This is a genomic window from Paenibacillus sp. FSL R10-2734 (assembly GCF_037963865.1).
GTDB lineage: Bacteria > Bacillota > Bacilli > Paenibacillales > Paenibacillaceae > Paenibacillus_AQ.
On record NZ_CP150170.1, the window covers coordinates 4,953,886 to 4,966,677 of the forward strand.

The following is a 12,792-nucleotide window of genomic DNA, read 5'->3' on the forward strand; positions in this document are numbered from 1 at the left end:
ATTGAAGGTAAATATTTCATTCATCTTGCGAAAAATGATATTATGGACTTGTTCAAAGTAGATATATTAGCTATCAGCGATTTCAGGAGGGTACTTTCTTATGAGTCTGAGCCTACAAATGCTAGGAACTGGCAATGCTTTTGCAAAAAACTATTTTAACAACAATGGCTTGCTACTAGATAATGACTATACCCTACTGATTGATTGCGGGATTACAGCTCCGCTTGCCATGCATACCATCGGAAAAACCTTCCATGACGTAAATGCTACTCTAATTACACATATTCATGCGGATCATGTTGGAGGTTTGGAAGAGCTAGCGCTCACGTTAAAGCACGTATATGGTCAATCAATGACATTGCTTTTGCCTGAGACACTTATTGAGCCCCTATGGGACAACACACTAAAAGGTGGATTATATCAAAAAGATGCTGTGGCTTCCCTTGCCGATATCTTCGAGGTTACACCTATGAAACCCGGAATTACGTACAAGCTCTCCCCTTCTCTTTCGCTGGAGATTATACCCACGCCGCATATTCCAGGCAAAAACAGCTATTCTCTTCTAATCAATAACGAGATTTTTTACAGTGCGGATATGACTTTTCAGCCAGATTTACTAATAAGCCTTGTACGTGAGCGTGGCATCCGAATGATTCTACATGACTGTCAGCTTGGTGGGGCAGGTGTTGTTCACACCACTTTGGAGGAATTACTGTCTCTCCCTGAAGATGTTCGCATGCTCATCAAGCTTATGCATTATAGCGATGAACAACCAAATTTCGTTGGGCTTACAGGAGAGATGGAGTTTTTAGAGCAACATGTAATTTATAAACTCTAGCCATTAAAAAGACCGTACATTGACGCCTGTTGACGTATGTACGGTCTTTACCTTTTGAACTATGAGAATGTCGGAAGATTATCCAGATTGTTAGTTGGATCCCCATCCGCGTCGCCGCGAATATAAGTTTCCCCGTCTCTACCTTTAAAGGCATTCACTCCGGCAATATTTCCGGCCTGTACTTCTTGAAGCGCTTGGTCATACGCCAGGACACGTCCTGTAGAGGTCTGGAAACTAGTTAAATCGCCATCTCCATTTCTCTGTACGGCTACGAAACTTTCGCGTTCGTTATTTGGCACTTTAGTTCTCCCCTTGCAGTAGAATTTGCCATCATATGGCACATCCTAGCTTGCGTCAAGGAACGGTAAATTATGTGCACAAAGCTTAAAGAGTTTTCTGCATCCGTACATGTAGAATACCTGCGTCATAAAAAGGTTCTGTAGAAATCACTTCGTATCCCAGCTTCTTGTAGAAATTCTCAGCTTGACATTGTGCATCAAGAATCGAGGCTTCCAGTCCAAGTTCCCGAGCAAGCTCTTCCATAGCTAAGAGCAGAACACGTCCGTAACCTTTGACTCGATAATCTTTCAGTACGGCGATACGCTGCATTTTGGCTGTACCTGCTTTGTAGTAAATCATTCTTCCCGTAGCCACAGGCACTCCTTCATCTATAATTAGAATATGGTGCGCATTCGGACCGATAACATCGTATTCATCAATTTCTTCCTCAACCGGTACCATCTGTTCCTCTACAAATACTTTAGTACGAATATCCAGCCCCATCTGAAGCTGTTCCTCTGTAGTTACCCGTAAGATTTCTGCCGCCATGTTAGTCGCAAACTCCTCTCTCTATGTATCCAACGATAGTTGTCTATTATATAAAAATTTGACTAGAAAGAAAAGCCTGAGCATGGGAAATTATCTTTTGGTGCTGCTCTAATCTACAGAGTATACTTCTTCAGCAATCGAACGATTGTATGTGTCCTGCATCACTGGCGACAATGGGGGGTATGGACCTTGCAACTTTCCATCTAGGTTAGTCAACTCATTGATTTCCATGACCTTTGCTGGCCTCGCCTCGGAACATCCTACCACAATCATCAGTAACAGCAGACAAACGCCGACTTCCCATTTCAAAATTTTAGGCATAGCTTAACTCCTTTCACCGTTCAACTGCAGTTATTCTCATTACAGCTTTGACGGTTCAGGAGTTTTATAAACCATTTGGAACTTCATTGTCTGGTTCTAATCCTTAAAGATTCACATTTCCAACGGCATGGACCATATACATCATTCCTGCCAGAAAGCCAGCTAATACAAAATAAGCGATGCCGTATTTCCAGCGTGAGCTGGCTGGCACATCGTAATACTTATCATTCTCGTAGACCGAATAGCTGATATCACAATGCATCTTAAGATGAAGCCCATTCTCTAGGTTCACAGACTCTAGCTGTGAGATCCGTACCTTTTCAATGATACATTGTTGCGGAAGCGTAGCTCTACCAATGTAGTTCAGTTGATCCCATCTCACCCCTACATACTGCTGTCTATCCAAATCGCTGTAAGTGGTAAAAGGCAAATCTCTTCTATGCTCTGGTCCAGGAATCATATAGCCTGCATCTCTAAGTGGCTCTACCGGAATTAAGAAGCCCTTTGTCACAGAATAAAGGCGATTATTAGTACGTCTCTTGACATATTTGTTATACAAATCGTAAGCAAATAACGCCCAAATAATAAAGAACAAGATCGAACGCAAATAGATGATGATGGCTAAACCACCCACGAGACCCACAAGCCACAACCAGCGTGTAACCGCAGTAGCAATGCGTCCACCGTCTAGCGGATGAATTGGCAGTAAATTGATTAGATTAAGCAAAAAACCTATATAGGCCAAGGAATAGAGAAGTGGACTATCCATGTAATAAGCCGCTCCAAAAACTGCAGTAGCTCCAATGGTTCCTAAGATCGGACCACCAAAAGCAATATAAGCTTCTGTCTGGGCATCCAGCGGTTGCTTCTTCATTGTAATTAAAGCTCCTAAAAAAGGTATAAACAGTGGCGCGCTGACTGGAAGCCCGATTCGTTTAGCTGCTATGACATGCCCTAATTCATGGACTAGCAAGAGTAGGACAAACCCCACAGCAAACCCCCACGGATAAATCAACGCGTACGCCCATATCGAAATCATCATTGAAATTAACGGACCGGCAATTTTACCTATTTTCAGAAGAGACAAAATCGCCTTTCCTTTAAACAGGAGCATCGCCGCCCCGCCCCCCAACCATTTCCATGGCGTGGAGGAATTCTTTTTCTGCTCATTTTGCGGCAAGATCTCAAGCTCCTTTTTCTTTCAATTTTATCTAACTGCCGTACATTCCCATCCATTTTATCATAAGAGCTTAAGGAGTATTTCCATAAAAAAGCACTTGGCTAAGTATACGACGCAACTTTTAGAATCGTTTCAGCGTCAAACAAACTCTTCATTGAATTTCCTCCCCGAATTTTATGGTTACTCTCTAGGCTAACGCCGTGAACGTTATAGGCTACGGACCATAGACTGTTATCAGGGTTATTCAATTGAGGAGGTTATTTATGGATACAAATTTACATCAACAGGTCAGTTGGAATTGTATGAACAAATACGTTGGTATTACAATGACTGACGGTCAGTCCTTTGATGGCTTTATTGCCCATGTAGATCAAAACTATGTTACCCTTGCGGTTCCTAGCAACGAAATGGTAGAACGTTTAAACGGAATGCCTACACAAGAATCAGCGTATAGACAATTTGGCTTCCGACCTGGCTTTTTCCCAAGACGTCGCTTCTTTCCACGACGCATCCCTTTTTTCGGTATAAGTGATATATTTCTGCTCCCGTTCTTTATCTGACAGGGTACAAGGGGATGGAGGGGCGTCCCCCTTTTCTTTTTTAGTGAAAAGGCTCTATTCTAATATGTTAAATTAGCAAAAAAAGAATTGCCATCCTACTCTATCGTATGGTATTATGAAATTCGTCGCAGGACGGTAGCTCAGCGGGAGAGCACTATCTTGACAGGGTAGGGGTCATGGGTTCGAACCCCATCCGTCCTATACTAGAAAAGCCTTATTATATAAGGCTTTTTCTTTTGTTTGGGGATAAGTTGGAGTGCGGTAATAGGAGTAAAATAAGTCTTTGGTCAAGATTTGGTCAAAAATAGTTTTTCATAATTTCTAACCTCATAGTCTCATCTCACGCTTGCATGAGTTGCCTGATAGGCTACTCTATATTCTTTTGGGCAAAGCTAACCCGCCGCCACAACAACATTTTATTATTTTCCGTTTGGGATGGTTATTATGGCTATTTAGCCTATTGCTGCGAAAACCAAATAATTAAGTCATAAAATCGCTTCATTTATTGAGTATTGAACCTCAATGTAGTCGCTCACAAAATATGTATCGTCACCATCCGGGAGCATCCAATTTACACTAACGCTTCCTGGCTGAAAGTAACCATTCTGCTCTTTATAATCAGAATAGGTTACATACCACGGCACCAGCGAGCTGCCTTTCCCGTTTTCGTCCATATATCGGTCATTGGTATCAAAACGTATAATGTTGCCATTATTGTCAAAAGCAAATCTCCCCTTAGCAGAAACGCCCTTCCATGCAATCTCACCTTCAACGGTGTGATCGTCAACGACTGTCCATGACACATACTCCTGTAAAAACAAGGACGGCATAAATACTGCGTCTGCCAGCACCGTTATCAACTGACCCTGATCCATTTCTGCCCCGGTAGAACGAAAAAGCTGAAACTGCTTGGCAAGTACACCTGTCATAGAGCCGAATCCGTCCAACACACTGTCTTTAGCCTGCAATGGAATCCCCGCAATTCGTCCTGTCAAGAAAGCGTGTCGGTCAGGTCTGTTTACAAAATTGACCTGCATGAATTTAATCTTTATTGGCTCTTTGCCCGCCGACATACGAAACTTTGTGTTGTGAAAATATATCAGCATGTTATCCATAAAGGGCTTTCCCATATAGCCACCATTGATGATGTGCTGACGGAGCAGCGCAGGTAGTTCAGCAACATAATCTTCTGTAAATATACTTTGTGTGCTTATTTGCCTGTTTGTTTCGGTCAAGGATCTTTTTATATCTGTCAGATATTGCTCCCAAAGTCTGCCACCGGGTATTGCCAAGTACATTACTATGATTGCCAGCGCAATCAAACCTATCACCATCCAAATCATATATTCCACCTCCTTTGTCAAATGCTGATAATTCAAATGCACCTTGAATTATGAAAACAAGCTGTTTATCCGTTCAAGGCTGTCCCGTCAGCAAAGAAATTACCAAACGAATTAGAAGGCTTATCATCTTTACGTTCATTCGCAAATATTGCATTTGTTCCACTAAACATAATAGCTTTTACCATCGGGGAACACTCAATTTTAGCGGAGATATTCGAAACAAATGGAAGCCATTATTATAAATCTATTTTAAATACATATACTTTCATTGCAAATTACTTTTCTTATAAATATTCAATTTCATTGGACAATTCCCCAAAAAATTTTACGGACTATAAAAATATAATGAATAATGTCAATGATCAAAGCAGAGGAACTTGGATATTTCCGATTAAATAAACCGGATCCTACATCAATGATTATTGAGGACATAATGCAAAAATAAAAAAATCCAGTTTTTGATACGGCTACTCTTTGAACCTCTCATCACTAAAGTGACGAGATTCCTAAGTACAGAAGTCTACAGACTTCTAATGGATTAGGCTATCTCCGCAGTTCCTGCGGTTATCCATCTGACGTTATTCAGACAGAATTCTTAGTCCTTCGTTCAGAATATTTTTGCTGGCATTGTCATCTCTATCGTGTGTAACATGGCATTCTGGACATACCCATTCGCGCAAGTTGAGGTTCTTAACATCTTTGTTCTTGTAACCGCAGCACGAACATCGTTGACTTGATGCAAACGTCTTACCTACTGCGACGACTTGCTTCTCATACCACACTGCTTTGTACTCCAGCATCGTTCTAAATTGCGACCAGGATACTTCACTGATCGCTTTCGCTAATTTGCCATATTGGAGCATCTTCTTCACTTGCAAGTCCTCAATTGCAATGATGTCGTGGTTTTTGACAATATGCGTTGAGACCTTATGTAAATAGTCAGCCCTCGCATTAGCAATATGCTCGTGTATTTTGGCAACTCTGATGCGCTGTTTATTCCAATTGGAACTTCCTTTCGTTCTTCTTGAGAGAATACGCTGCGCCTTGGCAAGCTTCTCTTCCAACGTCCGAAAAAACTTAGGATTTCGGAATACTTCGCCGTTTGAGAGGATCGCAAAGTTTTTTAGACCCATATCGATCCCGACGGATGAATCCGTCTTTGGCAAAGGCTGCACATCTACCTCCGCAAGTATAGACACGAAATACTTACCCACTGGATTCCGCCTAAGGGTAGCACTCAGAATCCGTCCTTTTATTTTTCTAGACTTTGCGAATGGAACACATCCAAGCTTAGGAAGCTTGATCTTGTGACCGACAATAGCGATGTTGTTGTTTGTGAAGTGGGTTTGATACGACTGAAGAGGATTCTTTTTGCTCTTGAATTTAGGGGCATCGTTTTGCTTCTGGTAGAATCGACTGTAAGCATCAGTAAGATGCCGCAGTGCGTTTTGAAGTGCAAATTTATCAGGCTCTTGTAGCCATTCCTTCGTTCGTTTGAGTAATGTAAGTTCAGCAGAGCATTTCCCATACGACAACCCTTTTCCTGTATCTTTATAGGCTTCATTCCATCTGTTCAGAAAGTGATTGAACACAAACCGACTACAGCCAATCGTTTTATGGATCAGCAGCTGTTGTTCTGCGTTTGGATATATGCGGAACTTGTACGCTTTATGCGTCAGCATGGCTTCACTTCACTTTCTGATTTTGGATGTACTCTCGTATTTGCGATTCCGTATTTTCGCTAACGGTAGCAATGAAGTATGAGGGGTTCCACAGATTGCCTCCCCCTAGTTTCTTTTTAAGATCAGGAAATTCTTTGAATAGCAGTCTGGCAGATACACCTTTAAGTGCTTTGATCATACTCGGTATAGAGTGTTGTGGAGAGCAGTCAATCAGCAGATGTACGTGGTCTTCATCACTTTCCATCTCGCTGATGATGAAGTTATTATCTAATGCAATTTGACTCCATATTTCTTTGAGTCTTACATCCAATTTGCCTTGAAGAACCTTGTGACGATACTTTACACACCATACAATATGATACTGGATAGAGTAAACATATCCTCGACCACGCTTTACTTCTGACACGTTTTCACCTCTAGATATATAATAACATATGTAGTTGTAATTAGGCGATAAAATCATGTCATATTGATAATTTTATCACTTAAATATTTTAACATGTGTCGTACAATTAACGTGTCTATAACACGCCTTGTCCGAAGTTTTCTAACTCACGACTAAAGTCACGGGTTTGCGAAAACTACTCTATCAACGTTCAGATGGGTTATCGTCTGTGATCCTTGGGGGTATAAGCTGCTGTAACAGTTGGCATACTTTTGATTAGTGACTACATCATAGTGCTTTCCGTCTATCGAGATAAAAGTAGCACAAATGTTCGCATTAAGGTATAATCGTAGTTACTTACAATCAAAGGAGTCTTGCCCTATGAGTCAAAGAGTTCCCTACTATGAAATTGCACCCGATGCTATGAAAATTATGATGGATATGGAGGCATACACCAAAAAGTCTACAATCAATCGCACTACAAGAGAGCTTATCAAAATTAGAGTCTCTCAAATTAACGGGTGCGCCTACTGTATAGATATGCATACTACTGATGCTCGCAAGATGGGTGAAACTGAGCAACGGATTTATTGTTTAAATGCTTGGAATGAATGTACCTTTTATACACCAGAAGAGAAGGTTGCTCTCGAATTATCTGAGCATATTACTCTAATCCCTACCAAAAGAGTTCCTGAAGACCTATATAAGCGAGTACGTGAACATTATGACGAGAAACAATATGTTGATCTTGTCCTAATCATCAATCAAATCAATAGTTGGAATAGAATTTCAATTTCAATGGGCAATACAGCAGCTGAAAAATAATGGCTCACAATGAACACCTTAGGGTGTTCTTTTTCATTTTGCGGTTTTCTCTCCTCTCTGATATATCCATATGAATCAATATATACTCCGCTTCTGTTTAGCACATTGATATCTATTGTGCATTTTATATAGAGAAGCTTAATAGAAAGGAGTAGATCAGAATGGCAACTCGTCAGCCTGATTTAGTATTGATCACTTGGAGCAGAAATCCTTTGGTTCGTGGATCTACACGTAGAATTATTTCTGTCCGCATCATAGGAAATGCTGAGCCTTGTCGACCTAGTTTAAGACCAAATGGATTACTTAATACCGCCTTAGCTTGTTTATTAGACAACGACGTTGGTTTTAAAGTAGTGTTTCGTAAAAAAACTTCAAGTATTAGCGGATATTTGTTGTTACAACGCCATTGATATTTATCAGAGGGCAGTGCAATTGCTGTCCTCTTTTTTACTGTTAGGATGCTCAGCGCACATTAAAAAGCCCCATTGGAATTATTCCAACAGGGCGATTGTACAAATCAATAATGCGTATGTTTAACTCTCCATTGCTCTAACTTTATAAACAACCAGAATGAATAAATACCGATAGTTATAATAGTTAATAGCCACCACTTAATCCAATTCCCAAAGAGCTGTATTGCAGTGCCGTCAAAAGTAAGTCTTCTTCCGTCTATATCAGTGTGAGTTACCTTCCAACGATACAACATAACATGTGCCCAGGGATAACAGATACCCAAAGTACATATTGTGACAATCGCCCCGAGTATACTCCAACCTATGTACTGAGCGAGCCCACCGTCAAAATAGGACTCTCTACTCCCTTGCTGTAATGAACCAGGTACATTTACACCTGTTACTGTGCTCATTTACACCACCCCTTTACAAAATTATACAATATGATTAATTCTTCATCACAAACCATTTTTCATCTTTCACTGCCTAGTTCTCATGCCTAATCAATTCATCACACTTTGACCGTTTCGAACAAGCAAATGATTGATCATTTCTTGTGCAACAAAAACATATGGATACAGAAACAGCCTACTGATACTGACAAATATAGAAATAGGGTTACTAACTCCAAAATCATTTTGGTACCAAAGTGCCGCTGGATTTGAGGGTTCAGGCTCAATAAGTTCATACTTTTCCATCAGCTTTTCCTTGGCTTCGCTATCCATTACAGCTCCGATACCTTTATCCGCAAGAACTGATCCTGATGGAAAATACGCCATGATTAGGACAAAAGAAATCATGAGTATTACCAGTTTCTTTTTACGCATAACACAGCTCCTAATTCTTTCTATGGTCTCCTCTAATCTTGCACCCGCTCAAATTATTTCTTGGGTAATCGCAGGAAAACTATGTATTCGACAATCTTAAATTTCGTCTGACCTACCTTCAACCGACTCATAACGAGTACGTATCTCACGATTTTTAGCGTAGATGTATAAATCTAGGGCCACTATTCCTCTACGTGCCAGTTTTACAAGCAGGATAAAAAAGTAGAGCCCCAAGCCAATAGATATTAGCCAAGCTAAAAAGAACAAGACACCTGCTCCCCCTCCGAAAAAAAGCCCTGTATGTCCCATACGATTTATCATCTCCTTTAGCAATTTTCACTTTTTATCATTCTATATTGCCTGAACTTAAATAAATATATGGAAACTCACACATGAGCTGGGGCACCCTCCTTAAAGACTCGCGTATACATTACATAAAGGAGTGATAAATCATGGGCTTTTTTATGTTCCTCTTTGTTCTGTTAGCGCTACTTAACATCTTTTTCCCTCGACTCGGATGGTACATGCGATACGGTTGGATGGTCAAAGGTGAAGCTGAGCCAAGTGATGCCTATTTATTAATGACCAGGCTCAGCAGCATATTGGTACTTGTTGTCTTTTTGTTCTTATGGTTCAACTTTTAATTTAACCCAACGCTCTTAACACATCCTCAATCTTACGCTGGTGCGACAATACGCCGTAATTCATCCAGGCCATAAAATCCACCTCATATACGCAGCCGTTACGCACAGCAGGCAAGCTGCGCCAGAGTTGTGTATCCAGCAGTTCTCGTCCTCCTCCTTCAAGCCGATCAAAGGTAATGAACAAATGATCCGCAGTCAGATTTGCAAGCTCTTCTTTTGTCAGGTTTATCCGATTCTTTCCACGGGTCAACTTCCGAACCAAGCTATGGGGCTGCAAGCCCAAATCATGATGGAGCACGCTTCCTGTATATCCCAAATCCTCACATCCATAGAGAGTGATTCCGTACGAAGATATTCTTATGCAAGCTATAGTCTGATTATGGACGGAACGGGTGAGCACTCGCTTGGCTTGCTGTGCCTGATCCTCATAATTGCCGATCACTTCCTGGACGCGTTCCGTTCTGCCAAAGACGGCTGCTGCGGAATACAACGTGGCACGCCAATCCTCTTGATGAACAGGCAGCTTGAACAACGGAGCGATCCGACTGCACTCCTCCAGATGCCAACGCTGAAAGCCATTATCCAGCAAGATCAATTCAGGCGTGTACCGGGAGAGCTCCTGCCAATTACGAGTCGAAATATCTACCGCAGGCACATTGTGGAGAGCCAGGTACTCTTGTTTTCCCCACTCGGCGTGAGAATATTGCGCCACAGGAGTAATATCCAGAGCCAATAGATAATCTTCCAAAAAAGGAGCGAACACCCTCAATCCATCCTGATGGAAGCTTCTGTATTGGCCGGGAGTAACACCAACTGATCTTTTAAAACGCCGATTAAAATAATACTCATTGCTATATCCGACGGATAACGCGATATCATGCATGCGGTCATTCGTGAGCAGCAACTGCTGCTGCGCCCTTTCAATACGAAGCCCGTTTAAATGCTCCAAGGGAATTCTCCCTGTCACTTCTTTAAAAGTTTGTGTGTAGCGTGCACGTGTTATGCCCGCAACTTCAGCCAATTGATCGACGGTTACTGTTTGGTTATAATGCTCCTCCATATAGTGAATGGAACGCTGTATTGCCTCATGATCACCCGTGATTCGAATAACAGAGGAATTTGCACGCATGATTAACAGTAGCAGCTCCTGAAAGCGCGTATGGCCTGCGAACCATTCGATCTCATCTGTGCTTCTACGGCTATGATAGATAGATTCTAACAGTAATTTACATTGTGAAAAGGGTCTACAGCCTAGCAAACCAGATCGAAGGATGTCCTCTTTAGTCCTTCTTTCTATTTCACTCTGCCTGTTTTCCCCGATTTCAATGATTTCAAAAGTGAGCCGATAATAGCTAAGTCCCCGCTCCTCGGCATTGATTTTGCTTAATAGCCCTGGTTCGAACAAGAACCCAGCACCTTTTTCCAGTGGAAACTGCCTCATCTCAGCATCAACAACCCCCTGTCCTTCCGATACAATGATGAGAGTGTGATCCTGAAACACCTCACTCTGTCCGTTGCCTGACTGGGACTTAGTTTCTATATTAATCAAGCTATAGAATAGCTTCCTTCTATTGTTGTCTTGCAAATCTTTTGCCATTTTCCCACCCCCAATTGAGAATCATTTTCATTCACTTCAGTTTAAAACAAAAAAGAAGGTCTATCAAGGGTGCTGATAGACCTTCTTTGTGCTATTCCTTAAGACGACTGCCAGTTATTTCACCATAGCTTCCAGCAGGTCATCAAGCTTCATCGAATTGGCTGTTATGGCACCAGACTGCCAGTGGGAACGTTCCATTCTATAAATATTCCCGTTCTTCACCGCAGGTAGGTTCTTCCACAAAGGGCCATCAAGGATTTGGATCGCTTCCTGATTCCCATCAGTATCCCAGCCCCCATTGTCAGGGAACACGATGATATGATCCGCTTCGAGCTGAGGAATAAGCTCTTCGGAAATAATAGATTGATATTCAGTCATTTCTGCAGCCATAGGCACAGGTGTCAGGCCGAATTGAGAATAAATCACACCGGTAAAACGGTTTTTAACACCGAATAGAGCAAAGGTTTTATCCGCTACGTTAAGCCGGATTACTGCTACTTTATCCTGACCCAGAGCCTGCTGTAGCTTGGCTTTTCCATCTGCCACCTTCTGATCATACTCGGCGAGCACAGCCTCAGCCTTCTCTGGAATACCGAGCGCATCGGCAATAGCTGTAAGCACTTGTCTTGAGTCCTGCAGCACTGCTTCAGGGAGACGATAGGTTGGTGCTACCTTGGAATATTGTTCATACCTCGCCGCATCCGCGCCTCCGTCCGCAATGATCAAGTCGGGGTCTTTTTCTAGCAATACCTCCATGCTTCCGGTGATATCAAACTCTGGCACATCCAGATTTAAATAATCCTGTTTGCCCCAGCTTGGATGATACCACTGAACCACTGGAGTAACGCCCAATGCTTTCAGATAATCTTCAACATAGATCCCGGCCACCCGTTTAGGATGAACTGGAATATCCACATCCCCAAATTCCCCAGCAATCGTCCGAGTTGCACCCTCTTCTGAGGCATTCCCACTTCCTTCGGTTGGCATGCTGCTACTCGTTGAGGCAGGTTCCTCTACGTTCTCTGTCTTAGCAACGTTATCTTTCGCAGTATTGTTATTCGTTCCGCATGCCGCAAGCGCGGTCATTGCCATAATAAGTAATGCTGCCCACAAAAACTTCCGACCCCATCTTACCATTATCCCTTCACTCCAGTGCTCTATTGTAATTGATTATCATTCTCAATAATCTTTATCACAATAGTAGCATGACTTTTATAGCTTTCAATGCACTTTCTCCACAAAAATCTTATACAAACTATGAACTAGTTTCTAATTTCCACCTCAAATTTCTTTTTTACGATTGATTTATA

Annotated in this window: 17 protein-coding genes and 1 tRNA gene; 6 read left to right on the plus strand and 12 right to left on the minus strand. The window is 41.9% G+C overall.

The window, feature by feature from the left end; genetic code table 11:
* The first annotated feature begins 100 nt into the window (after positions 1 to 100).
* Positions 101 to 838: an MBL fold metallo-hydrolase gene (locus NSS67_RS21665; protein ID WP_339315661.1), complete on the plus strand. Its 738-nt coding sequence runs from the start codon at positions 101 to 103 to the stop codon at positions 836 to 838.
* Positions 839 to 897: 59 nt separating this feature from the next.
* Here the strand turns inward: NSS67_RS21665 and NSS67_RS21670 are convergent, their stop codons facing one another.
* The 4 genes from NSS67_RS21670 to NSS67_RS21685 form a co-directional block, all read right to left on the minus strand.
* Positions 898 to 1,137 carry a DUF3892 domain-containing protein gene (locus NSS67_RS21670; RefSeq protein ID WP_339315662.1) on the minus strand — a complete coding sequence of 80 codons (240 nt, stop codon included), beginning with the start codon at positions 1,135 to 1,137 and terminating at the stop codon, positions 898 to 900.
* Positions 1,138 to 1,222: 85 nt separating this feature from the next.
* A complete protein-coding gene (locus tag NSS67_RS21675; protein WP_339315663.1) occupies positions 1,223 to 1,666 on the minus strand; it encodes a GNAT family N-acetyltransferase in 444 nt (147 codons plus the stop codon).
* 108 nt (positions 1,667 to 1,774) lie between these two features.
* Positions 1,775 to 1,987 carry a hypothetical protein gene (locus tag NSS67_RS21680; RefSeq protein ID WP_339315664.1) on the minus strand — a complete coding sequence of 71 codons (213 nt, stop codon included), beginning with the start codon at positions 1,985 to 1,987 and terminating at the stop codon, positions 1,775 to 1,777.
* A gap of 103 nt (positions 1,988 to 2,090) precedes the next feature.
* Entirely contained in the window at positions 2,091 to 3,167 is a 1,077-nt protein-coding gene (locus NSS67_RS21685) for a site-2 protease family protein (protein WP_339315665.1), read from the minus strand.
* Positions 3,168 to 3,430: 263 nt separating this feature from the next.
* On the opposite strand from NSS67_RS21685, the gene NSS67_RS21690 reads away from it, so the two are divergent.
* Together NSS67_RS21690 and NSS67_RS21695 are read left to right on the plus strand one after the other, a co-directional pair.
* Complete coding sequence (locus tag NSS67_RS21690) at positions 3,431 to 3,727, plus strand: phosphatidylinositol kinase (protein ID WP_339315666.1); 297 nt, start codon at positions 3,431 to 3,433, stop codon at positions 3,725 to 3,727.
* Positions 3,728 to 3,856: 129 nt separating this feature from the next.
* A tRNA-Val gene (locus NSS67_RS21695) sits at positions 3,857 to 3,928 on the plus strand.
* A gap of 284 nt (positions 3,929 to 4,212) precedes the next feature.
* Here the strand turns inward: NSS67_RS21695 and NSS67_RS21700 are convergent.
* The 3 genes from NSS67_RS21700 to tnpA form a co-directional block, all read right to left on the minus strand.
* Entirely contained in the window at positions 4,213 to 5,070 is an 858-nt protein-coding gene (locus tag NSS67_RS21700) for a DUF6544 family protein (RefSeq protein WP_339315667.1), read from the minus strand.
* A gap of 578 nt (positions 5,071 to 5,648) precedes the next feature.
* The gene (gene tnpB / locus NSS67_RS21705) at positions 5,649 to 6,752 is read right to left on the minus strand and encodes an IS200/IS605 family element RNA-guided endonuclease TnpB (protein ID WP_339315668.1); all 1,104 of its coding nucleotides are present in this window, start codon (positions 6,750 to 6,752) and stop codon (positions 5,649 to 5,651) included.
* Between the two features lie 4 nt (positions 6,753 to 6,756).
* Positions 6,757 to 7,158 carry an IS200/IS605 family transposase gene (tnpA, locus tag NSS67_RS21710; RefSeq protein WP_339315669.1) on the minus strand — a complete coding sequence of 134 codons (402 nt, stop codon included), beginning with the start codon at positions 7,156 to 7,158 and terminating at the stop codon, positions 6,757 to 6,759.
* 360 nt (positions 7,159 to 7,518) lie between these two features.
* On the opposite strand from tnpA, the gene NSS67_RS21715 reads away from it, so the two are divergent.
* Both NSS67_RS21715 and NSS67_RS21720 read left to right on the plus strand, forming a co-directional pair.
* On the plus strand, positions 7,519 to 7,962 hold the full coding sequence (locus tag NSS67_RS21715) for a carboxymuconolactone decarboxylase family protein (RefSeq protein WP_339315670.1): 444 nt from the start codon (positions 7,519 to 7,521) through the stop codon (positions 7,960 to 7,962).
* 161 nt (positions 7,963 to 8,123) lie between these two features.
* Positions 8,124 to 8,372: a hypothetical protein gene (locus NSS67_RS21720; protein WP_339315671.1), complete on the plus strand. Its 249-nt coding sequence runs from the start codon at positions 8,124 to 8,126 to the stop codon at positions 8,370 to 8,372.
* A gap of 107 nt (positions 8,373 to 8,479) precedes the next feature.
* Here NSS67_RS21720 and NSS67_RS21725 read toward each other — a convergent pair whose 3' ends face one another.
* The 3 genes from NSS67_RS21725 to NSS67_RS21735 form a co-directional block, all read right to left on the minus strand.
* Positions 8,480 to 8,827: a DUF898 family protein gene (locus NSS67_RS21725; RefSeq protein WP_339315672.1), complete on the minus strand. Its 348-nt coding sequence runs from the start codon at positions 8,825 to 8,827 to the stop codon at positions 8,480 to 8,482.
* 90 nt (positions 8,828 to 8,917) lie between these two features.
* Positions 8,918 to 9,241, minus strand: a complete 324-nt coding sequence (locus NSS67_RS21730; RefSeq protein WP_339315673.1) for a hypothetical protein — start codon at positions 9,239 to 9,241, stop codon at positions 8,918 to 8,920.
* Between the two features lie 96 nt (positions 9,242 to 9,337).
* Positions 9,338 to 9,550, minus strand: coding sequence for a hypothetical protein (locus NSS67_RS21735; protein WP_339315674.1), 213 nt, complete (start codon positions 9,548 to 9,550; stop codon positions 9,338 to 9,340).
* A 143-nt stretch (positions 9,551 to 9,693) separates the two neighbouring features.
* Between NSS67_RS21735 and NSS67_RS21740 the strand changes: the two genes are divergently transcribed.
* Positions 9,694 to 9,885, plus strand: a complete 192-nt coding sequence (locus NSS67_RS21740) for a DUF6199 family natural product biosynthesis protein (protein ID WP_339315675.1) — start codon at positions 9,694 to 9,696, stop codon at positions 9,883 to 9,885.
* Position 9,886: 1 nt separating this feature from the next.
* Here NSS67_RS21740 and NSS67_RS21745 read toward each other — a convergent pair whose 3' ends face one another.
* Together NSS67_RS21745 and NSS67_RS21750 are read right to left on the minus strand one after the other, a co-directional pair.
* Positions 9,887 to 11,482: a helix-turn-helix domain-containing protein gene (locus tag NSS67_RS21745; RefSeq protein ID WP_339315676.1), complete on the minus strand. Its 1,596-nt coding sequence runs from the start codon at positions 11,480 to 11,482 to the stop codon at positions 9,887 to 9,889.
* 114 nt (positions 11,483 to 11,596) lie between these two features.
* On the minus strand, positions 11,597 to 12,619 hold the full coding sequence (locus NSS67_RS21750) for an ABC transporter substrate-binding protein (protein ID WP_339315677.1): 1,023 nt from the start codon (positions 12,617 to 12,619) through the stop codon (positions 11,597 to 11,599).
* Positions 12,620 to 12,792 lie beyond the last annotated feature (173 nt).